The 22,505-nt window shown below is 38.1% G+C and carries 21 protein-coding genes and 1 pseudogene; 3 read left to right on the top strand and 19 right to left on the bottom strand.

Going from position 1 to position 22,505, the window contains the following annotated elements; all coding sequences use genetic code 11:
- Nucleotides 1-103 precede the first annotated feature (103 nt).
- The 18 genes and pseudogenes from HMPREF9180_RS05555 to HMPREF9180_RS05465 form a co-directional block, all read right to left on the bottom strand.
- On the bottom strand, nt 104-1,786 hold the full coding sequence (locus tag HMPREF9180_RS05555; RefSeq protein WP_006145508.1) for an ABC transporter ATP-binding protein: 1,683 nt from the start codon (nt 1,784-1,786) through the stop codon (nt 104-106).
- 2 nt (nt 1,787-1,788) lie between these two features.
- Nucleotides 1,789-2,526, bottom strand: coding sequence for an ABC transporter ATP-binding protein (locus HMPREF9180_RS05550; protein ID WP_025168669.1), 738 nt, complete (start codon nt 2,524-2,526; stop codon nt 1,789-1,791).
- A gap of 135 nt (nt 2,527-2,661) precedes the next feature.
- A complete protein-coding gene (locus tag HMPREF9180_RS05545; RefSeq protein ID WP_006145506.1) occupies nt 2,662-3,402 on the bottom strand; it encodes an ABC transporter permease in 741 nt (246 codons plus the stop codon).
- A gap of 277 nt (nt 3,403-3,679) precedes the next feature.
- A complete protein-coding gene (locus HMPREF9180_RS05540) occupies nt 3,680-4,309 on the bottom strand; it encodes a TetR/AcrR family transcriptional regulator (RefSeq protein WP_006145505.1) in 630 nt (209 codons plus the stop codon).
- Between the two features lie 168 nt (nt 4,310-4,477).
- Nucleotides 4,478-5,086 (bottom strand): Type 1 glutamine amidotransferase-like domain-containing protein, encoded by a 609-nt coding sequence (locus HMPREF9180_RS05535; protein ID WP_006145504.1) that lies wholly within the window; start codon nt 5,084-5,086, stop codon nt 4,478-4,480.
- Nucleotides 5,087-5,133: 47 nt separating this feature from the next.
- Nucleotides 5,134-5,562, bottom strand: a complete 429-nt coding sequence (aac(6'), locus tag HMPREF9180_RS05530; RefSeq protein ID WP_002912789.1) for an aminoglycoside 6'-N-acetyltransferase — start codon at nt 5,560-5,562, stop codon at nt 5,134-5,136.
- 594 nt (nt 5,563-6,156) lie between these two features.
- Complete coding sequence (locus HMPREF9180_RS05525; protein ID WP_006145503.1) at nt 6,157-8,244, bottom strand: heavy metal translocating P-type ATPase; 2,088 nt, start codon at nt 8,242-8,244, stop codon at nt 6,157-6,159.
- Nucleotides 8,228-8,590: an ArsR/SmtB family transcription factor gene (locus HMPREF9180_RS05520; RefSeq protein WP_006145502.1), complete on the bottom strand. Its 363-nt coding sequence runs from the start codon at nt 8,588-8,590 to the stop codon at nt 8,228-8,230. Before HMPREF9180_RS05520 ends, HMPREF9180_RS05525 begins: the two co-directional genes overlap by 17 nt.
- A 14-nt stretch (nt 8,591-8,604) precedes the next feature.
- A pseudogene (locus HMPREF9180_RS10445) lies at nt 8,605-9,420 on the bottom strand (ZIP family metal transporter).
- A 727-nt stretch (nt 9,421-10,147) separates the two neighbouring features.
- A complete protein-coding gene (gene rlmD, locus HMPREF9180_RS05505) occupies nt 10,148-11,503 on the bottom strand; it encodes a 23S rRNA (uracil(1939)-C(5))-methyltransferase RlmD (protein ID WP_006145501.1) in 1,356 nt (451 codons plus the stop codon).
- Between the two features lie 74 nt (nt 11,504-11,577).
- On the bottom strand, nt 11,578-12,552 hold the full coding sequence (locus tag HMPREF9180_RS05500; protein ID WP_006145500.1) for a DUF1002 domain-containing protein: 975 nt from the start codon (nt 12,550-12,552) through the stop codon (nt 11,578-11,580).
- Nucleotides 12,553-12,633: 81 nt separating this feature from the next.
- Nucleotides 12,634-13,236, bottom strand: coding sequence for a lysozyme family protein (locus tag HMPREF9180_RS05495; protein ID WP_006145499.1), 603 nt, complete (start codon nt 13,234-13,236; stop codon nt 12,634-12,636).
- Complete coding sequence (locus tag HMPREF9180_RS05490; RefSeq protein WP_006145498.1) at nt 13,236-14,210, bottom strand: nucleoid-associated protein; 975 nt, start codon at nt 14,208-14,210, stop codon at nt 13,236-13,238. The genes HMPREF9180_RS05495 and HMPREF9180_RS05490 overlap by 1 nt, the downstream gene beginning before the upstream one ends.
- A gap of 95 nt (nt 14,211-14,305) precedes the next feature.
- A complete protein-coding gene (locus HMPREF9180_RS05485) occupies nt 14,306-14,737 on the bottom strand; it encodes a GNAT family N-acetyltransferase (protein WP_006145497.1) in 432 nt (143 codons plus the stop codon).
- Between the two features lies 1 nt (nt 14,738).
- Nucleotides 14,739-15,341, bottom strand: coding sequence for an L-threonylcarbamoyladenylate synthase (locus tag HMPREF9180_RS05480; protein WP_006145496.1), 603 nt, complete (start codon nt 15,339-15,341; stop codon nt 14,739-14,741).
- Nucleotides 15,331-16,161 carry a peptide chain release factor N(5)-glutamine methyltransferase gene (prmC, locus tag HMPREF9180_RS05475; RefSeq protein ID WP_006145495.1) on the bottom strand — a complete coding sequence of 277 codons (831 nt, stop codon included), beginning with the start codon at nt 16,159-16,161 and terminating at the stop codon, nt 15,331-15,333. Before prmC ends, HMPREF9180_RS05480 begins: the two co-directional genes overlap by 11 nt.
- Entirely contained in the window at nt 16,161-17,240 is a 1,080-nt protein-coding gene (prfA, locus tag HMPREF9180_RS05470; protein ID WP_006145494.1) for a peptide chain release factor 1, read from the bottom strand. Before prfA ends, prmC begins: the two co-directional genes overlap by 1 nt.
- A gap of 9 nt (nt 17,241-17,249) precedes the next feature.
- Nucleotides 17,250-17,837, bottom strand: a complete 588-nt coding sequence (locus HMPREF9180_RS05465; protein WP_006145493.1) for a thymidine kinase — start codon at nt 17,835-17,837, stop codon at nt 17,250-17,252.
- 114 nt (nt 17,838-17,951) lie between these two features.
- Between HMPREF9180_RS05465 and HMPREF9180_RS05460 the strand changes: the two genes are divergently transcribed.
- Both HMPREF9180_RS05460 and mnmE read left to right on the top strand, forming a co-directional pair.
- Nucleotides 17,952-18,134 carry a 4-oxalocrotonate tautomerase gene (locus HMPREF9180_RS05460; protein ID WP_001117401.1) on the top strand — a complete coding sequence of 61 codons (183 nt, stop codon included), beginning with the start codon at nt 17,952-17,954 and terminating at the stop codon, nt 18,132-18,134.
- 114 nt (nt 18,135-18,248) lie between these two features.
- A complete protein-coding gene (mnmE, locus tag HMPREF9180_RS05455) occupies nt 18,249-19,622 on the top strand; it encodes a tRNA uridine-5-carboxymethylaminomethyl(34) synthesis GTPase MnmE (RefSeq protein ID WP_006145492.1) in 1,374 nt (457 codons plus the stop codon).
- A gap of 393 nt (nt 19,623-20,015) precedes the next feature.
- Here mnmE and hemH read toward each other — a convergent pair whose 3' ends face one another.
- A complete protein-coding gene (gene hemH, locus HMPREF9180_RS05450) occupies nt 20,016-21,110 on the bottom strand; it encodes a ferrochelatase (RefSeq protein ID WP_006145491.1) in 1,095 nt (364 codons plus the stop codon).
- 154 nt (nt 21,111-21,264) lie between these two features.
- On the opposite strand from hemH, the gene pepT reads away from it, so the two are divergent.
- The gene (gene pepT, locus HMPREF9180_RS05445) at nt 21,265-22,488 is read left to right on the top strand and encodes a peptidase T (protein WP_006145490.1); all 1,224 of its coding nucleotides are present in this window, start codon (nt 21,265-21,267) and stop codon (nt 22,486-22,488) included.
- The last annotated feature ends 17 nt before the right edge of the window (nt 22,489-22,505 follow it).

The following is a 22,505-nucleotide window of genomic DNA, read 5'->3' as shown; positions in this document are numbered from 1 at the left end:
CTAACAAACTTATACACTCCACGTATCGTGATAGCAAACTTCTATATTATAGAACGAAAGTGATAGAATGTTTTATAAAATTATACTATAAAATGAAAGAGAATTATACACTCAACTCAAACAACTTATAAAACTCACCTCTTCTATCCATCAAGTCACTAAAAGAGCCATCTTCAACAATGATGCCATCTTTCATAAAGAGAATTCTATCGTATTTTTTCAAAATGTTCTTATTCAACTTGTGGGTTACTACAAGTGCAGTCAAATTTTGAATATCCAAGATTGAATTTTCAATTTCAGTAGTTACTTGATTATCCAAAGAAGAGGTGGCCTCATCCAATAATAAGATTGGTGTTTTTCGAATCAAGGCACGCGCAATACTAAATCTTTGTTTTTGTCCACCAGATAGATTTGATCCATTCTCTCCACATAAAGTTTGTAAGCCAGATTCATTTTCTAAAACATAACTTTCTAAACCTGACTGATGTACAGCTTGCTTTATTTCCTCATCAGTGAAGGATTGATTAAGAGTAATATTCGCTCTTAAAGTATCATCAAAAATATAAACGTCTTGCTGAACAATAGTCATTAAGTTATAAAGACTCTCTGCTGAAATAGCTTGTATATCTTGATTATCAATTGAAATATGTCCACTTGTTACATCATAAAAACGTAGCAATAGATTGAGCAAAGTTGATTTTCCACTCCCTGACATTCCTACAATTGCAATTTTTTCCCCTTTTTGAATCTTCAAAGATAAATGATTAAAAATCTTTTCTTCAGTATTAGGATAAGAAAAATCTATATTTGAAAAAGAAATAACATCATCGAAATATTCTTTCGTTTCACCAGTCTGAAGTTCGGTTACATCTTTTACTTCAAATGCATCTAGTGTTGCCTGACCTTCACGGAATTTACTCATTCCCATACCAACTTCATTTAGTGGCATTACTACAAAATTAACCAGTTGAACAATAGCTGTTACACTTCCAATTGTGGTATGGCCATTAAAAACAAGATACATTCCTCCACCAAAGGCTACCAAAAAAACAATCATCCCTGAAAGCTGCGAAATAACATTAGCTAAAACATCAAATTTCCCTTTTATAAAATTTATTTCATCAAATTTTTCACTTTCATGACTATAATCCTTACAGATAGCATCTTTCACATTAAAACTTTTAATAACCAGAAATCCTGCTAAAATATCTTTAACCTTAGCTAAATACTTCTGATCGGTAATCATAGCTGTTTTTTGAAGTGAAGCTGATTTTTGCCCAATAAATCCTGATATCATCATTGGAATAATGCTAGCAATGATTACTAATAAGGTCAAAAACCAATTACCTATAAACATAGCTAGGAGTGAAAAAATCATTAAGGAAAGGTTTTTTGAAATATTAAAATACTGGTGTAGATAATCTTGCTCGATTTTCTTCATATTTTCTGTTAATACAGAAATAAACTTCCCTGATTTTTCTTTAGAAAAGTCTCTATAATCGCTATCTAAAATAGATTGGAACACCTTGTTTTTGTATCTTGACATGATTTGCCTAACAAGTTTATTTCTCAATCGAAGAGATATAAAGTTCAGTCCTGCATAGATGAAAATAACACTAGCTCCTACTAGTACCGCTTGAGTTAAGGCAACTTCATTTTGGGACATACCACTATCAATAATACCTTTAATAGAATAAGCAAAAGCAATATTAGTTAAAGGGACCAGTATATTAAATATCATGAAAGCATAAAAAGCCTTCTGATGATTCTTTATCAATTGTTTCATCCTTAATCTACCTCATAATTCTTAATTTCATTTAGAAAATGAGACATAAAATATTCTTCTAAGTTAATATTCTCTCTCCTAATCTCTTTCATAGAGACCTGTTCTACAATTTCTCCATTTTTGATAAAACCAATTTTATCTGCTATCTGTGAAATTTCCGATAATATATGACTCGATATTAGTATTGTAATACCATGCTCCTTAGAAAGCGACAACAAAAGATTTCGAATTTCTTGAATTCCTATTGGATCTAAACCATTGATTGGCTCATCTAAAATTAACAATTTAGGTTTTGTTAGAAAGGCACGAGCTAAACCAAGCCTTTGCCTCATTCCTAACGAAAAATCTTTTACTTTTTTAGTCGTATTCTTTAATCCGACCATTCTTAAGGCTCTTATTATATCTGATTCAATAATATTTTTCCCCATATACTGAGCGTGAATTTCCAAAATTTCTTTTGCAGTGCAATTATCATAAAAAATTGGTGATTCAATAATACTTCCAATCTGACTTAAGATTTCTTCTCTGTGTTCTTGTAAATTTTTCCCAAAAATCTCAATACTACCTGATGTAATTGTTGATAAGGATAACATACATTTCATTAACGTTGTTTTTCCAGCACCATTCGGTCCTAAAAAACCATAGATTTCTCCTTCAGCAATTTGAAGGTTGATACCACTTAAAATTTCTTCTTTATCAATTGTTTTAAAAACTTCTTTTATTTCAACAATATTTCTCATTTCTATCTCTCTTTCTATATCCAGTTTTAAATGCAAGAATTTTTCTCCCAGAGCATAAATACTAATTTATACAGTCTCTTTTTTTATAGAAATCATTAAGGAATTATCACTTTCCTTCAATTAAACTTAGGTATGCTACTTGATACTAATATCTTGTCTTGAAATATTAAAAATTGAAAATGAAGTAATCATTAAACTTATGAAACTTGCAAATATCAAAAAGAATAAGTTATCAGCAATATTATTAGATAAACTTCCTGGACTTACATTTGAAAGTAATGCTGCTAAACCAAGTCCTGAAAGCATTGTTATAGCTGTTGAATGTTTAATCATACCTAAAACAAATGGTAGTAACCCTATTAGTACTGTTGCAAACGTTATTCCAGCTAAGTTAATTAATTGACTAGCTAGAGGGATATAACTAGATTCAGTTACAACAGCCATGAATCTAATGAATAATTGAATCACTAAATGTGCAGAAAAATGGGCAATAAATGCTATTAGAATGACTGAAAGAATTTTTCCCCATAGTAACTTTATTTTAGAAATAGGGTAAGAAAACAACTGAAAAATTGTTCTTCGTTTAAATTCATCAATAATAATCGTAGATAATAAATAAGATTCGAAAATCAAAAATGCTGCTTTTGTAAATAAAGATGAAAACAATGAAGCTACAATTGCCCAACCTTCCCATTTACCAGTAATTCTAATAACATTAGAATCCTGTCCAGTAAATTCTCCTAGTTTATTGTCAGTACCTAAACCCATAATAATGATTGCTGTAATACCTAACACTATAAATATAGTACACAACCAGGCTAAAAATAATTTAGATTTAGAAACTTTATTTAATTCAATTTTAATAAGCGACAACATAGATTATTTCCTCCAAAGCGTAAATAAAGAATAAACTATTCAGACTAATCTCGACAAATATTTAAAAATAAGCTTATTCTTCAGACAATGTTACTATACATACTATCGGTATGTATACACTAAAAACAAACATACCTTCGGTATGTATAATAGATTTTTAATAACACACTTAAAGTATGTTATTTTTTAACTATAAATTATGTAAGATAATTTATTGAATTGATAACACATAAATAGAAATTAGTATTAACATGAATGTCATGCGACTACTTATTTACTATTTTTTTAAGTGATCAAATAAGTTGAAAATCACCTCCATCATATCATCAGAAATTAACTGTACCCCTAGACCTTCAAAAGTAAGTTTAATGAAATTCATTTTACGCTTTAATTCTACTAATGAAAAAACGGAAATTTGAAAACCAATCCAAATATTCAGAGTTAAAACAATTAAATCTGCTAGCTCTTCTGGATATTCTGTTTTAATAGACCCATCTTCAACTCCTTCGTAAACTTTTTCTCTAATTTCGGGTAAAAAATCAGAAAATAGACCTAGATACTGCTCTCCTAACAAACGTGGACTTCTTAGCATGATTGAGGCAGAGTAAACGAGCCTTTGGTGTTCAAAATTAGAGAAAGAGTCCATCAAAGAATTTTGTATCTTTTCTAATCCAGTATTTCCTCTCCAATTATAATTTAAAATTTCTTGATTATTTTCGCTAATGATTGTTTGCAGTATATCATATTTAGACTCAAAATGATGATAGATAACACCTTTTGTTAATCCACCTAAGCCATCTATGATATCTTGTATTGACGTATTATCAAATCCTTTTTCTAAAAATAAATTTTTAGAGACCTCTAGTATTTTTTTTCTAGTTTCATGTGAGTTTCTATTCCTTGCCATTTTAGTCCCTTTCTATCATACCGACGGTATGTAATTCTATTGTAGTGGAAGTAACTAATAATGTCAAGTTCTTTATTGGAAAATGCAAAAAAGCCTTACAATCAAGGCTTTTCATTAAACAGTTCGTCTACACTTTAGTCACCTAGATCAAGATTTAGATAATAAAAACTAGTCAATTTTCTCTGTGATGTTTCCAAGTTTATCCAATACAAGACATGAATGATCATTTAGTGGAATTATGGGAACATTAACGAGTTCTTCAGCTCTATCCTTATTAGCTTTATCATTCCAGGAATCATAATGAACACTAATTAAAAACTGACTAAAGAGTCCTAATCCATTTTTTATCTTTATCTGATGATCTGAATTATCATTAGGTGAAACATAGACTTTTTCTCCTAATAATAGGGCTCCTGCAGAAAATCCAATAACTTTCGCCCCTTTATTCAGCATACGATCGATATAATTTTTGAACTGCTGATTGACGTAAGTAGCTAAATACTTTTCCGTATTTCCACCACCGATAATAATTAGATCAGCATCTAGATAGCTATCAAAATTAATCTGCTCAGTGTCCAAGAGTAAGTAATCAGTGTTTAGATTAGGAAGTTGACTTTGGAAAACTTCCGTGTACTTATTCATATACGGTTCCCAATTTTCTCGATAAACTGTAAAAATGACAATTCTTTCGATCTTCCTTGATGACACAATTTTATGAACAATCGTATGGTTCTTTATCGGCGGATTTCCACCCATCAAAAAAATTTGTTCGTCCAATCTTTCACACTTCCTAAAGATACATAAATTTTGACCACGTACTGAAATTATAATTTCTTCTTAAAATGAATAATTCTATTTGCCTCCTGAAATCCAATATTGAGATGAAATCTTATAGAATCCGTATTCGTTAAAGTACAGTCACTTGCAAATTCCTTACATCCTTTATTTTTCGCCCATTCCTCACATTTTGTACAGAGATTTTTAGCAATATCCTTTAAACGATATTCCTCGTCGACAATAATCCCTTCTAAGAATCCAACAGGACTATATTTACAACCTTCAACATAATCAAATCTGAGTGAACATAGTGCTAGACCTACAATTGTGTCACCTTCAACTTCAGTAAAGATTGCAGTATTTTTGCCATTCGTATATCTTTTTACTTCATCAATAGCTTCTTTATCGGTTAATTGGGGCCATAATTGTTTCATTAGTTTAGCCGTTTTTATAGAATCTTTTGTTATTCCATCCATATTGATGTTCCTCCGCAAATTACAGGCAAATGTTTCAAATCATGCTGTTACTTTGTTACTCATTGATTGACACCAATACCATCCCCTTCTATTTATCGCTGTCTCAGATTGGAAGAGCAGTGATACTGCCTCAACTTGGTGCGTTTGTGGGAGTTCAAAGCTCCAGTGGAGCTTTGAAGCATCTCGCCTTGAAATGTTAAAGCGAGATGTTTAACTGCGTTTTACCAATAAGCTCACACACTCAACATGTGGAGTTAGTCAACATCTATATTATATAACGAAAGTGATAGAGTTGTTGTTTAAAATTAAACTTTAGAATGAAAATATTTAAAAAGGGATAAATCCTTAACAAAAGGGGTGTACTCCCGCGCCTTCGGGAAGGAAAAAAAGAAATGGCGCAAAATCAAGGTTTTATTTTTGAAATTTACCAGAAAATACCCTTAATGAAAGTAACGTAGTTCTTGTTGATGGTCATAGTGTGTTCTATTGATGCACGTTCAACGGTTACTAGATTTAGGTTAAAATCGTTAAAGCCCATATCATAGTTTAAAAAAGCGATTATACAAAAACTTGTATATCGCTCTGTTTGTTCACTTACTTTGACAAAGTGGAGGTATCTATCCTCAAGGTCCTCAATGCATTCCATACTGCCAGTAGCGTTACACCAACATCTGCAAAGATTGCCTCCCACATATTAGAAATTCCCAATCCACTTAGAACCAAGAAAATTAGTTTAACTACAATAGCCAAGGTCATGTTTTGCCGAGCTATTCTGACTGTCTTTTTAGCCAGTCGAATGACTTGAGGAAGTTTTCCAAGGTCATCATCCATCAGTACAACATCTGCTGATTCAATGGCTGCGTCCGAACCTAGCCCTCCCATAGCAATACCAACATCTGCCCTAGCAAGAACCGGTGCATCATTCACCCCATCTCCAACAAAGGCAACAGCCTGCTGAGACTGAGTCAGAATTTCCTCAAATGTACTCACCTTATCCTGAGGCAAGCAATCTCCAAATGCATCATTAAAGGCAAATTGCTGTGCAAATTCATCAACCACTGCCTGACGATCGCCTGAAAGGAGAACCGTCTTTTTAATTCCGACTGCCTGTAAATCCTTCAAGGCCTCGATGCTCGTCTCCTTCACTTGGTCTGTGATAAGGAAATAGCCTAGAAAATGACTGTCCTCTGCCAAATAGAGAACTGTTCCTGTGCTGTCAATAGCTGGATAAGCAATCCCTTGAACTTCCATTAATCTAGCATTCCCAAGATAGAGCTGTCTGCCATCTACCCTACCGGACATGCCCTGCCCTGGTAGCTCGGTAATCTGACTCACCCTATTCTCGTCCACTTCCTGTCCATAGGCTGTTCGAATAGAGTTTGCGATTGGATGATTGGAATAGCTTTCCAGATGGGCAGCGAGGTACAGAATATCATCCTCGACACCTTCTGCGTTGACAACGGTATCCACCGCAAAGATACCTTTTGTAATTGTCCCCGTCTTATCAAATACGACCGTATCCAACTTGGCAAGAGCCTCTAAATAATTCCCACCTTTCACTAAGACACCTAATTTAGATGCTCCCCCTAGCCCGCCAAAGAAACTCATTGGTACCGAAACCGCAAGAGCACAAGGGCAAGAAATGACTAAAAAGGTAAGTGCCCGATAAAGCCAAGTCGACCACTCCCCTAAACCAAGCAAGGGAGGCAGGCTTGCAAGCAGAAAAGCGATTCCGACAACCACTGGTGTATACACACGCGAAAAACGTGTGATCATCCGTTCCGTCTCCGCTTTTTTATTGCTTGCATTTTCAACTAATTCCAAAATTTTGTTGACCGTTGATTGCGAAAAAGTCTTACTCACTTCAATTACCAATGGACTAGTCAAATTGATCACACCACTTGTAATGTCCTCACCAACGCCAATTTCCCTAGGCAGTGATTCTCCTGTCAAGGCTGACGTATCCAGAATAGAACGACCTTCTCTGACCAGACCATCTAGGGGCACCTTCTCCCCAGGCTTAACTAAAATATGGTCCGCAACCCTTACTGTTTCAGGGTCTACTTGAACTGTTTCTCCCCCCTCTAGTCTCCAAGCCTTATCCGACCGAATATCCATCAATCGTGCAATGGACTGACGAGATTGAGAGGTGGCCTTATCTTGGAAATACTCCCCAATCTGATAAAAAAGCATGACGGCTACTGCCTCTGGAAATTCTCCCAAGAGAAAGGCTCCTAAGGTCGCGATACTCATCAAAAAGTTTTCATCAAAAAGATTACCACGTTGAATATTTTGAACCATCTTGATAAGAACCTTATGGCCGATAATGATATATAGGGTCAGATAATAGACCAGACGAATCCAGAAATACTCCTCTGGCAGGAAAAAGCCGAAGGCAAATAGAATCATAACAGCAAGTAGCAGCTCTTTCGCCCAATCTCGTTTTTCTGGAAGTGCCTCTTCCTTTTTCTCACTGATAACTTCGATTCCAGGTTCAATAGCATCCACCAAGTCAATAATTTCCTTATCTATCCCATCTTCGCTTTTTGTTTCCAAAATCAGCTTTTGAGCTATCAGATTGACAGTGGCAGATTCTACCTGCTCCAATTGATTGACAGCACGTTCAATCTTAGCAGCACAATTGCCACAGTCAATTCCTCGAAGTTCATACTCTTTCTTCATGTTTTTCCTCTTTCAAATGTTTCAGTGTCAAAGACAAGACTGCTGCGACATGATCGTCCGCAAGTTCATAATAGGTCATCTTTCCTTTTTTCTCCCCCTTGACCAATTGGCAGTCCCGCAGATAGCGTAGTTGGTGAGAAATAGCAGATTTGGTCATCTGTAACGCAATCGCTAAGTCTCCGACACAAATTGTTTTTTGCCGTACTGCTTGTAAAATCCGCAAACGAGTTGGATCAGAAATCGCCTTAAAAAAATTGGACATATTTAGCAATGTAACGGTATCAAACTCCGTCTCATGGACCCCTTGAATTAAATCTGGATTACAAGCTGTTAAACACTGTGACATATTTTGTATTCCTCCTATCCTAAAGTTGTATCAAGTAACATCATAATTAGAAATCCGTCCATAAACTCACCTGTTGCAATATCGGTATTCTTGTGTTCTTGAGCACCTGGCACAAGTTTTTCCACTACAACATAAATCATGGCTCCTGCCGCAAATGAGAGAGCATAAGATAGTAGCTGGGGCATAGACATAACAGCATAGGCCCCTAAAACAACTGCAATCGGCTCAACAATCGCTGACATGGCGCCATAGTAGAAAGCTGATTTCCTACTTCGCCCTTCTGCCCGTAGCGGCAAGGACAAGGCAGAGCCTTCTGGAATATTTTGGATACCAATTCACAAGGCTAATCCAAGGGCACTCATCCACGTAAAGGAAAGTCCAGTTGTGGCATTTGCCACACCAACTGCTAAGCCCTCTGGTATATTATGAATCACTACCGCCAGATAAAGTAGCATGGTCTTTGATAAGGGTCTTTGGGGATTCAAAATCCCTTCCTTATCACTCATCTGTTGATTCAAATGCAGGTGGGGAACCAAATAATCAATAAAGCGGATAATTAAGCCCCCGACAATAAAAACCAACAGCCGTCGGCAACCAGTAAAATCTGTTTGCAGCCATTGACTGGCTATAGCCAAATGAAAGGACAAGCAAAGACCAGACTGCAGCTGCCGTCATAATACCCGCTGCCAAGCCCATCATCATATCCATGAATTTTTGATGAATGGTTTTGACAAAAAAGACCAAACTAGCACCGATAATGGTACAAAACAGGTGAATAAGCCAGCTAATAAAGCTTGCATTACTGGTGATAGAGATGAAAAAAATGACATCTTATACCTCAATAATCGATAATAGTTGAGCAACTGTTCAACTATTACCATTATAGTTGAACAGTTGCTCAATTGTCAAGGAAGAAAGTAAAAAAGCTATGAGAAATCCCCATAACTTTGTAAATTATTGAAGCAATCTCGTGTTCTTAGAGAATATCACAATGCCAAAAAAGCCCAAAGGACTATTTGGAATTATCATATCATATAACGCTTCGACACAATTTAACGATTACTATATTGAGAAACAAACTTTACTCCTCAAGAAAGTTAGATGTTCCCAATGCTATCCGTAAGAGTACTTAAAACCTTGAAACATACTGATTTCAAGGTTTTTATAACGTGTTATTGTATCACCTAATTTCTACTGATTTCCATAGATCAAACCTTTCGTGATTTTTTCATATAGGTGGGTACGTTTCTATTCCCTCAAACTCCTTGTCAATGGAAATAAAAACGTACCCACAGTGTAAATGGAAATAGAATTTGAGAATTCCTAACTATCACTTCCACTCACTCCAAAAATTACTTACTCTAATACTTCCCCACCATAAAGCAAAAAGCCTTGCAATCAAGGCTTTTCATTATCCCTTTCGTTCAAAGGTTCTAGGCTTTTACGAGCAAAGCGACACACTCAGCGGTTCGCTATCTCCGTTCTGTCTGCGTGCTAGCACTTGTCAATCACGGACAGCTATCGCATGGGCGGAAGTAAATGCTAATCTTCGTCGTTTTACTCCTTGACTAGCAAACTTACCGCCTCAACATGGTGCGTTTGCGGAAATAAATCAACCGGTTGTACTTTCTTCAATTCATATCCCAATTCTTGGTAGAGTTTGATATCACGCGCCATGGTTGCTGGGTTACATGAGACGTAAGTAATCTTCTCAGGTTGCATGGCAACACTGGCTTTGATGAAGCTTTCAGTCAAGCCCTTACGTGGTGGATCCACAATGATGACGTCTGGTTTGATGCCATTCTTACTCCACTTAGTCATGGCATTTTCAGCTGAATCAGCCACATAGTGGGCATTGGTGATGCCATTTATACTAGCATTCTTCTGGCTATTCTCTACCGCTTCTGGGATGACTTCGACACCATAAACATCCTTAACATGCTTAGCGACAGATAAACCAATAGTCCCGATTCCTGAGTAGGCATCAATGACCACATCCTCTTCACTTAACTCCGCAAAGTCAATGGCTGTCTGGTAGAGCTTCTCTGCCATTTCTGTATTGACCTGGTAAAAGGCTGGTCCAGAGATTTGAAAGCTATTCCCCAACATTTGGTCCGTAATGTAATCTTGACCATAGAGAACTCGCCATTCTTTTCCAAAAATGGCATTAGTATTCTGGTCATTGATATTTTGCATAACTGATACGATTTCTGGGAACTGCTTGATGACTTGTTCAATCAACTGTTCAACTCGAAAAATTTTAGGACGAGTGGTGACCAAAATGACCATGATTTCTCCAGAATGATGTCCTCGACGAACGACAAGGTTACGAATCAAGCCGGACTGTTCCTTCTCATCATAGGGTTTTAAGTCATAGCGACGAAGCAAATCACGTAAAGCCACAATAACTTGGTCAATCACTGGATCTTGGATATAAAAATCTTCTAGTGGCATCAAATCATGAGAGTTCTTCCGAAAGAAGCCTGTTTCGACCTGACCATTGACACGACGAACAGGGACTTGGGCCTTGTTGCGGTATTGGACAGGATTTTCCATGCCAAGAGTATCTGCGACCTCTATATCCATGATTCCAGCAATTTTATAAAGGCTATCTTTTACTTGCTTGGTTTTAAACTTGAGTTGCTCTGGATAAGCTAAATGACCCAAGTCAGCAATTCCTGAACGCAGGTAAGCCAAATCTAAGTCTTGGTTACGATGTGGAGATTGTGTAAGATATTCCTCGACCTTACCAAAACCAATCTTTTTATTGACTTTGAGTACTCGCATAAGGATTTTTTCTGTTGGTAATGCATTCTCTACAAAAAAGGCCAAGCCATCAACCTTTGCAACACCAGCTCCTTCATGGGTCAAATCGACAATCTCAACTTCTACAATATCATTTTTCTTTAACATATTTTTCACTTTCTATAAGCCGACAAAAAAAGACGGCAACAACCCTGTTACCATCTATTATACCATGAATTGACCTAAGCACCAAAACTCTTGAAGAAGTTAAGGATAGCTTGCCAAATTGAGCTAAGGATGTTTCCACCGTCTTGAATAGCTTTATTGGCATCAAAGTTTAAGTCGATATTGCTGAAACTGTCACCTGCTTGCGCAACGATACTTTGTTTCAAATCTTTTAGCGTCTTTGCAAAGTCTTCGTTATTAAGAATATCGCTCTTTGAAAGATTGAAGGCAAAGTTAATAATGACATTAACTTGGTTACCCGTAACAACTTGATCTAGTTTGTAGTTCTTTAAGGTGTCTTCAACAATCTTACGAACATCATCTTCTGTAAGTTCACCTTTGGTCTCTTTAGCCTTTGCTACAGCTGATTTGATATCAGCAAGGGCTACATTGAGTTTATTGGCATCATATCCTGATTTATCCTTGTTTTCGTCGTTAATGTCTGACAAGGCCTTGAGCTCTTCCTGGGCCAAATTTTTATTTTCTTGAGGTAATTGAACACCGTTTGACTCAAGGGAATAGTAAATACCTGCTAGGGCACTTTCACCAGTAACTGGGATTGGTGCCGCAACGGAAATACGCGCGTGCTCTACACCCAAGGTAACAGCCGCATTGCGATACATATCTTGTGTCACTTTAGTGATATTTTCAGGCGTTTCAATCTTTACCTCAAGTGGAGATTTTTCTCCCAATTTTTGAATTTTTGCTGACGAATAAAGTTGAAGACTAGAGTCATTTGCGACATTCATAATCTTTGAGTAGACATCTGGTGTCATAGTCTTCAAATCTTTAGTATCTTTAGAGGCATTGTAGCCAAGTTTTTTCAGTGTTTGATTTTTTTGATCTTCCGTTAGTGAAGAACCCAAGACATACTCAGGTTGAACATAGGTTTCATCAATTACTTTTTGAACATCAGTGGCTGCTTGAGCGCTTTGCAGTGTTACAACTGCTAAAAGTACTGCAGCGCTAGTCAGAAAGAATTTCTTTCGCATGAGACGTTCCTCCTTTTCTTCTCTAGAATATTAAAGTATCCTTAAAGAAAACTTATAAAAGCACCTAGAAGTTCTAGATGCTTAAAATAGATTAAAAATTTTCATGACATAGAGATTTAGTTGAACCTGTCTAGAGTAATAATAGTTTCCACCATCCACATAGAGTTCTCCACCCTGAAAGATAGAAATGGGATTGATGTAGCGATAGGTTTTCCCACTTGTATTTCCTAAGGTCGGCGCAACTGTATCTCTCGAATATTTCTTAGCTAGTGTAAGAGTATTTACTTTCCCATTTTGCGCAATAAAATCAATATAAGCAGGCCCAAAATTATAAGCTTGAATAGCAGTCCAGACATCCACTCCCTTTTCTTGAGCCAGATAGAGATTATTTGTCAAAGTTTGAACTCCTTGGCGGATACTACTCGTATTATCAGAAATAGTGTTTGTCGCTCCAGTAGCAGATTCGCTAGACTGCATGATATCGCCTTCTTTTCCTTTGGTTTCGGTATAAATCATGGCCAGTATTAGCTCTTCGTTTGCAGGTGTATCCTTCTCATTCAAGATTTCTCTAACTAACGGTTGGTAGCTCATCACATGTTTTACATCTTGGTGAATATGATACAATTTATAGCCGACGAAAAGGAAGACTGCTACTACCAACACTCTTCGTATAAATTTAAACATTATTTACTTTGTATATCCTCAATATTTTTGATCAGAATGGAATAGGTGCCATTTTCATTCTGGATGAATTCCACGGATTCCGCATCCTGATAGACATTATTTGGAACAATGAGCTCAATTCCGTTTGACAAGGAAAGTTTCTGATTTTCAAATCTCTTGAGCTGGCGACTAGCATCAATCTCTTCAAAACGGACAGGCTCTGGAACAGCTTCCTTGACCTGATCGATAAAGGTAAGTCGGGCAGTCAGGTTATTGTCAAAGAGATCATCAGCCAATTTTTCAGGTGACAATTGATTGTCTTCCTCTATGTGATTGAAAATGGCTGACTTCATCTTGGATTGGAACTGAAAATCATCAGCATTGAAATTCTCAGCAATGCGTTGAGCTGTCTTCTCCAATTCCTTGATAGATTTCTTAGGTGAAATCTTTGGCTGAACCTGCAAGAGATTCTCAGAAAAATAATTCAAAAAGGTGCCATTGTACTTGATGCGTTTCTCGATTAAATGGTACTTACGGCTTTGAAGATTGACTACTAAAGCTTCATCTGCTCCAGTTCCAAAACCTGGGAGATTGTTCTGAGTGAGTTTGATTGGATTGTCCACCTCACCACCTAAGTGTGTCAAAGTTTCGCGCAATGCAATTCGTAGGAAGGCAAAATGTGCCACTCCTTCTTTCGAAAACTGGACAAAGACCAAATCATTTGTCTTTTGATTTTCAGAAATACTGAACTCTTCTTTCCAAAGATTGGCTAGGGTAACAGATGTTTCTAATAGATCATCCGTGATGTAATGGAAGAAGGGATTTCCTTCTTCGAAGATCCCAGTCTTAGCTTCATCAGAATAGACACGCTCCACTTTTCTTCGTAGATATTCTTCAATTTTTGGAGTGATATTGAGAAACTTATCTGCTAAAACCAAGTCTGTATCATCTGGACGGAACTGATGAATGATTGCTTTCTGAATATAGATATCCATAAAATGATTCGTCCTCATATAAAAGAAAGCCAACAATCTATGTATAGATTGCGCTTATAAATTTTTTAAATAGTTAATTTGCTTAGAATTCCTGACTAAAAGATACGTATGAACCGCTTTTGCACCTTATCACAAGTATAGCCAACTTTTTCATAAAATGCATGAGCAGCCAGACGATGATCGGCAGAGTTTAAACGAATGAACCCATAACCCCGTCTTTTTGCTTCTTTTTCCAACCCCTCTAGCAAGCTTTTACCAATACCTTGACCTTGATGATCTGGCTGAACAGCTAAAGCCAAGATATTGAAACCTGGCTGTGAATACAGCGATTCGTAAACCTCAGCATGCACATAACCAAGTAGTTTATGATTGCTTGAATCTTCATACCCAACTAAGAAATGATGCACGTCCTGAGATAACTTGGCCAGCTGACTCGCTGTTTTTTCAGGACTAAAATCATATCCTAAAGCTTCTTTGTTAATCTCATAAATAGCTTCAGCATCTCTAGTCTTCAAATCTCGTATCATGTCATACCTTCTCAAAAGGAATATCAGGTAGCTCAGCAAGAATATCTTCTCGCGTAATTGCACCTTGTCGTAGAATCTTGACCTTATCACCAGACAAATCCAAAATGGTCGAATCCTGCCCTGTCAGAAAAGCATCATCTTCTAGTCCTAAAACTTCTTGATCAAAATCCTTCAAAATGTCTTTAAAGACAATACCGCTGACATGACCGGAAATATTAGCAGAGGGACCAATCAAAGGCCCTGTCTCTCTAATTAAGTCCAGAGTAATAGGGTGACTGGGCATCCGAAACCCGACTGTTTTTAGACCGGAGTTGACCCAGTAGGGAACTCTGTCATTAGCTTCTAGGATAATGGTCAAGGGACCTGGTAAAAAGGCTTCTACCAATCGTTTGAGATAGGTTGGTTGATTCTTAGAAAAGAATTCGATAGCTTCGAGGGAAGCAATATTGAGGTTGAGCGCCTTGTCTTTTGGACGACGCTTAAGCTGGTAGACGTGTTCGACAGCTTTTTCATCTAAGGCCTTAGCAAAAAGGCCGTAAACAGTTTCCGTCGGCAAGACAACTGCTCCACCATTTTCCAACTCTTTCTTCATTCTATCCATCATCCACGACAACCATCCTATCTTGACCAAACTGGTCCTTGAGTGTCCTCACACGCTTTTCAGGAAGATATTTCCTAAACAGTGCTGGAACACTGTGACCTTGTTTGTACCCAATTTCAAGGTAAATTTCACCTCCCTCACGGAGATGATGCTTCGCTTCTTGAGCAATCTTGCGATAGATTGCAAGACCATCTTCCTCGGCAAAGAGCGCTAAATGGGGCTCTGAATGTAGGACATTCAAGCCGACCTCCGACTCATCTGCCCGAGAGATATAGGGGGGATTGGATACAATTATATCATAATTTTCAGTAATTTCTTCAAAACAATCAGATTTTTTAAAGGATATTTTTAGGTCTTGCAACTTAGCATTTTCGCTTGCTAAGTTCAGTGCATCTGGAGAAATATCGCTTGCTGTAACGCACCAATCTGGGCGGTTTTTCGCTAAAGCAAGGGCGATAGCCCCGCTTCCTGTCCCAATATCCAAAACTGACAAATTGGGATTAGGATTTTCAGTTAAGATGAGCTCAACCAACTCTTCTGTTTCAGGGCGTGGAATCAAGACTCGCTCATCCACCTTTAGCTCCATCCCATAGAATTCAGCATGTCCGATGATGTACTGGGCAGGTACATGTGCTACCAGTTGTTTGTAGATACTTTCTACAAACTCTTTCTCCTCTGGAGTGATTTCTTGCTGGATAGCAAAAATAAAGTCTGTAAAAGAGAGATTTTTGAGGATTCGATAGACAAAAGAGAGGCTTTCAGCTTCCTCTCCTTGTGTCATTAATTGTTCCTCAAAATCTTTAAAAATTTGAGCTAATTTCATTACTTGTTTAATTCTTCTAATTTTTGTGTTTGGTCATAAAGAACCAAGGCGTCCACTACTTCATCTAATTTACCAGCTAAAATTGTATCCAATTTTTGAAGAGTCAAGCCAATCCTGTGGTCTGTCACACGGTTTTGTGGGAAGTTATAGGTACGAATACGCTCTGAACGGTCACCCGTACCGATTGTAGACTTACGCTCCGCATCTTGCTCGTCTTGGGCAATCTGAGCAAAGTGGTCAGCCACACGCGCGCGAATAATTTTCATGGCCTTATCACGGTTCTTCTGTTGGGTCCGTTCTTCCTGCATCTCTACCTTGATGTTGGTAGGCAAGTGGACGATACGAACAGCTGTCGCAACCTTGTTGACGTTTTGTCCACCCGCACCAGATGCGTGGTAGATGTCAATCCGAAGATCTTTTGGATCAATGTCGTACTCGACTTCTTCCACTTCAGGCATGACGAGAACGGTCGCTGTAGATGTATGGACACGACCTTGACTTTCTGTCACAGGAACCCGTTGTACCCGATGGGCACCTGATTCGTACTTAAGTTTTGAATAAACAGATTGACCAGAAACCATGGCTACGACTTCTTTTATTCCACCAACACCATTGTAGGAAGCTTCCATGACTTCGAATCGCCAGCCTTGGCTTTCCGCATATTTTTGGTACATCTGCAAGAGGTCACCCGCAAACAACTGTGCTTCGTCTCCTCCTGCTGCGCCACGGATTTCCAAGATAATATTCTTATCATCGTTTGGATCTTTGGGAAGAAGTAAGATCTTCAGTTTTTCTTCGTACTCTTCTTTTTCAGACTTGGCATCTTTTAACTCTTGCTTGGCCATTTCTTCCAAATCTGCATCGCCGCCTGCTTCCTTGATCATTTCTTCAGCATCGACGATGTTTTGAAGGACTTGCTTGTATTCTCGGTAAGCCGTTACCGTGTCACGAGTTGAAGCTTCTTCTTTGGACAATTCCATGAAGCGTTTAGTATCAGAAACCACATCTGGGTCACTCAATAGCTCTCCTAACTCTTCATAACGGTCTTCTACAGTTTGTAGTTGATCATAGATATTCATGTTTGCTCCTTAAGATTTCTTTTCTTGCTTAATGTCTGGATTAAAATAATGCTTGCGGCAAACCGAGATATAGGTCTCGTGTCCACCGATCTGGATTTGTTCTCCATCATAGACAGGTTTGCCCGCTTGGGTGCGCAAAACCATGGTCGCCTTACGGGAACAGTATTGGCAAATGGTTTTGATTTCTTCGATCTTGTCAGCTAACAAGAGGAGGTGTTTAGAACCTTCAAAGAGTTCATTTCGGAAATCATTTTTCAGGCCAAAAGCCATCACCGGCACATCCAGTTCATCCACAACTCTAGCCAAGTCATACACATGGTGGCGTTTCAAAAACTGAGCTTCATCGATTAAGACGCAGTAGGGTTTGATTGGTTGGTTCTGAATAAAACCAAAGATATCTGTATCGTCTTCAATTGCAATAGCTTCCCGTTTCATACCGATCCGGCTGGAAACTACTCCTACTCCATCTCTCGTATCGATTGCCGAGGTCATAATCACCACACGCTTGCCTTGCTCTTCATAATTATGGGCCACTTTCAAGATTTCAATGGTTTTCCCCGAGTTCATGGTCCCATACTTATAATATAATTGTGCCATTTTCCTTCTGTTTCTCTCTAAACTGTATTACATTCTATTTTACCATAATTTTTTCAACCTTTGTATCCCAAAATGTGATAAAATAGTCCTATAACATATTTAGGAGGTGGCATTATGCCATTTGTACGCATCGATTTATTTGAAGGACGAACGCTAGAGCAAAAGAAAGCCCTAGCCAAGGAAGTAACAGAAGCTGTTGTTCGCAACACTGGTGCTCCTCAGTCAGCTGTTCACGTTATTATTAACGATATGCCTGAAGGAACTTATTTCCCACAAGGTGAAATGCGCACTAAGTAAAGCTTAAGCAATCTGCTTAGGCTTTTCTTTATAAGTGGCATTCGTTGAATAAAACGCCATATTTTGTTACAATTTTAAGTGATATTTGTATATAAATTGTAAAAAGGAAATGAAATGATTACTCGTGAATTTGATACTATCGCAGCAATCTCGACACCGCTTGGGGAAGGAGCCATTGGGATTGTTCGCCTAAGCGGAACCGATAGCTTTGCGATTGCTCAGAAAATTTTTAAAGGTAAGGATTTGAGTAAGGTTGCTAGCCATACTCTTAACTACGGCCACATCATTGACCCTCAGACAGGTAAGGTTATGGACGAAGTCATGGTTGGGGCAATGAAGTCTCCAAAAACCTTCACTCGTGAGGATATTATCGAGATTAATACTCATGGTGGAATCGCCGTAACCAATGAAATCCTACAACTAGCAATCCGTGAAGGGGCTCGCCTAGCAGAGCCTGGTGAATTTACCAAGCGTGCCTTCCTCAATGGTCGTGTAGACTTGACTCAGGCTGAAGCCGTCATGGATATCATCCGTGCTAAGACTGATAAGGCCATGAATATCGCGGTCAAACAGTTAGATGGCTCTCTATCAGACCTCATTAACAATACGCGCCAGGAGATTCTCAATACTCTGGCACAAGTTGAGGTGAATATCGACTACCCTGAATATGATGATGTTGAGGAAGCTACTACTGCTGTTGTCCGTGAAAAAACTTTAGAATTTGAACAACTCTTGACCAATCTCTTAAAAACGGCACGTCGTGGGAAGATTCTCCGAGAAGGGATTTCAACGGCTATCATCGGTCGTCCAAACGTTGGAAAATCAAGCCTACTCAACAGCCTCCTGCGCGAAGACAAGGCCATCGTAACCGATATTGCAGGTACAACCCGTGACGTCATTGAAGAATACGTCAATATCAACGGTGTTCCACTTAAATTGATTGATACAGCGGGTATTCGTGAGACGGATGATATTGTTGAGCAAATCGGTGTTGAACGCTCGAAAAAAGCCCTTAAGGAAGCTGACTTGGTACTACTAGTCCTAAACGCTAGCGAACCTCTAACTGCCCAAGACCGACAACTTCTTGAAATTAGTCAAGATACTAATCGAATCATTCTTCTCAACAAAACTGACCTGCCAGAAGCGATCGAAACTGCTGAGCTTCCAGATGATGTCATCCGTATTTCAGTCCTTAAAAATCAAAACATTGATAAGATTGAAGAACGCATCAATAACCTCTTCTTTGAAAATGCTGGCTTGGTCGAACAAGATGCTACTTATCTATCCAACGCCCGTCATATTTCATTAATTGAAAAGGCAGTTGAAAGTCTACAGGCAGTTAACGAAGGTCTTGAACTGGGTATGCCAGTTGATCTGCTTCAAGTTGATTTGACTCGTACTTGGGAAATCCTCGGAGAAATCACTGGTGATGCTGCGCCAGATGAGCTGATTACCCAGTTGTTTAGTCAATTCTGTTTAGGTAAATAACATAAAAACTAGGTCAAAAAATGCTAGTCACCTAAAAAGAGGTTGGGACAAAAAGATCCCGACCTCACTTTTTATTATCAATCATAATTTGACGCGGTAGCTGATTGAACTTTTTGTTCGTCTTTTAGACTCCAAAAAGCTCCTAATCATCCTCGCGGGGCTGAGACTACGAAATCAAGACTTTGTCTATCGATTTCTGTCCCACCGCCTTTTCTTTCACCTTCTAAGTTATATCCTGCCTTAGCAGAAATCTGAAACAAACCTTATACTCAATGAAAATCAAAGAGCAAACTAGGAAACTAGCCGCAGGCTGTACTTGAGTACGCCAAGGCGACGTTGACGCAGTTTGAATTTGATTTTCGAAGAGTATTACCAGTTCTTTTCTATTTTCACTTAGTCTTTAGGTAATTTGCCAGCTTTTTCAAGCATTTTTTTGATTAAATAAGGCATCTTGACATTTTCACGACCTTTTTTCTCAATTAATTTTTTAACAAATTCTGGCATTTGTAAGTCTTGTGATTCATCTAAAATATTCTTAGTTTCCTCCGAAGGGACTAATTCATCAAAGGTTTCTTCTTCTGGGAGGAATTCTCTAAATTCTTTATGTTCATTAGCTCGGATAATATTGACCAAGGCATCAATCAAACGAGAATCTGTATTTGGCATTGGTGGACGATGATAGTTCACCTCCAATTCCTGACACAAGTCATGACATTCCACATCGTTGTCAAACAAGACTTCAATATGCTCACTGATAAAACTAATAGGCACAAAAATATAATGCTCTGGATGTTCTTCCTGTTCTCTAAGATACTCCAATACATCTGGTTTAATCCAAGGAATACCAATATCACTTTCGCTCTGCCAAGTGTTCGTATATTGCTCTGGTTTCAAGCCTAATTTCTCAGCAATTAACTTGCTATTTTCGAAAATCTGGTCGATATAGGGATCACCAAAATCCAAGGCAAAAATAGGTACACTGTGGGCAGAAAAGATGACTTTAAAGCTATCCTGTTTCACCTTTTCTTTTAAAATTTTATCAATTTCAGCTGTCCAATAGTTTAATAGTGCTTCTTCTTTATACCAGTCCTTAATAACTAAAAACTGAATTTGTTTGCTTTCCAGAAACTTTTCATACCCCATGACAGAGTAAAAGGAATAGTGTGGCTCCAAAATCAAGCAAATACACTTTTCAATTCCATCTGCTTCCATTTGCCGAATTACATCTGGAATAAAAGGGGTTGAAAATTTATTGGCAAAATAGACACTATATTCATTTCCTAACCTAGCTTCTACCAAGGCAACTTCTTCACGAGTAATTTTTTGAAGTGGAGTTCCTCCAATTCGAACATAATTATCATAAAGGGTTTGAATCTCGTGGTCTTGAGGTCGAACTCCTCGACGAATGTTGGTAAAAAAGTCGGCTACTCCTTCAAAGGTAATCTCTTCTGGTGAACCAAATGTCATCATTAAAATTGCTCTTTTCATCTCTGCATCCTTGTGATATTTTTATCTTTCTTATTGTATCACTAAAGAAGCCATAAGTAAACGCTAACATAAGGATTTTATCTTCCTTCCGACTTTTGTTTTTCTCTTCTTTCTATGATACAATGGTTTTAAAGAAGGAAAAAAAGGAGTTATAATGAAATATCCAACATTACTAGAGCGTTTTTTAACTTATGTTAAGGTTAACACACGTTCAGACGAAAATTCTACTACTACACCAAGCACTCAGAGTCAGGTAGACTTTGCGACTAATGTCCTCATCCCAGAAATGAAACGTGTCGGTTTGCAAAATGTCTATTATTTGCCAAACGGTTTTGCTATCGGTACACTTCCAGCTAACGATCCAAGTTTAACTCGCAAGATTGGTTTTATCTCCCACATGGATACGGCTGATTTTAATGCTGAAGGTGTCAATCCACAAGTAGTTGAAAACTACGACGGTGGCCTTATCGAACTAGGTAATTCTGGTTTCAAGCTAGATCCAGCGGATTTTAAGAGCTTAGAGAAATATCATGGCCAAACTTTAATTACTACAGATGGAACTACCCTTCTCGGTGCTGATGACAAATCTGGTATCGCTGAGATTATGACAGCTATTGAATACTTAACTGCTCATCCTGAGCTTAAACACTGCGAAATTCGTGTCGGCTTTGGACCTGATGAAGAAATCGGTGTTGGCGCCAATAAATTTGATGCAGAAGATTTCGATGTCGACTTTACTTATACAGTTGACGGTGGACCTCTTGGTGAACTTCAATACGAAACCTTCTCTGCGGCAGGTGCCGAGCTTCACTTCCAAGGTCGTAATGTTCACCCAGGAACAGCTAAAGGACAAATGGTTAACGCCCTTCAATTAGCGATTGACTTCCACAATCAACTCCCAGCTGGTGACCGCCCAGAATTGACTGAGGGCTATCAAGGTTTCTACCACCTCATGGATGTATCTGGTAGTGTTGAGGAAGCGCGTGCTAGCTATATCATTCGTGATTTCGAAAAAGAAAACTTTGAAGCGCGTAAAGCTGCTATGCAAGCTATCGCTGATAAGATGAACCAAGAACTTGGTAGTGATCGTGTCACTTTAACATTGACTGACCAGTACTACAACATGAAAGAAGTCATCGAAAAGGATATGACTCCAGTAACCATTGCCAAAGCGGTTATGGAAAGTCTTGATATTACACCAATTATCGAACCAATTCGTGGTGGTACAGATGGTTCTAAGATTTCGTTTATGGGAATTCCAACTCCGAATATCTTCGCTGGTGGTGAAAACATGCATGGCCGTTTTGAATACGTTAGCCTACAAACCATGGAACGTGCAGTTGATACTATTATTGGAATTGTAGCTTATAAAGACTAAAAAAAAGACGAAGTAGC

This window comes from Streptococcus peroris ATCC 700780, from assembly GCF_000187585.1.
GTDB lineage: Bacteria > Bacillota > Bacilli > Lactobacillales > Streptococcaceae > Streptococcus > Streptococcus peroris.
Note: the sequence above shows the minus strand (reverse complement) of the source record. Positions and strands in the feature narration are given on the sequence as shown.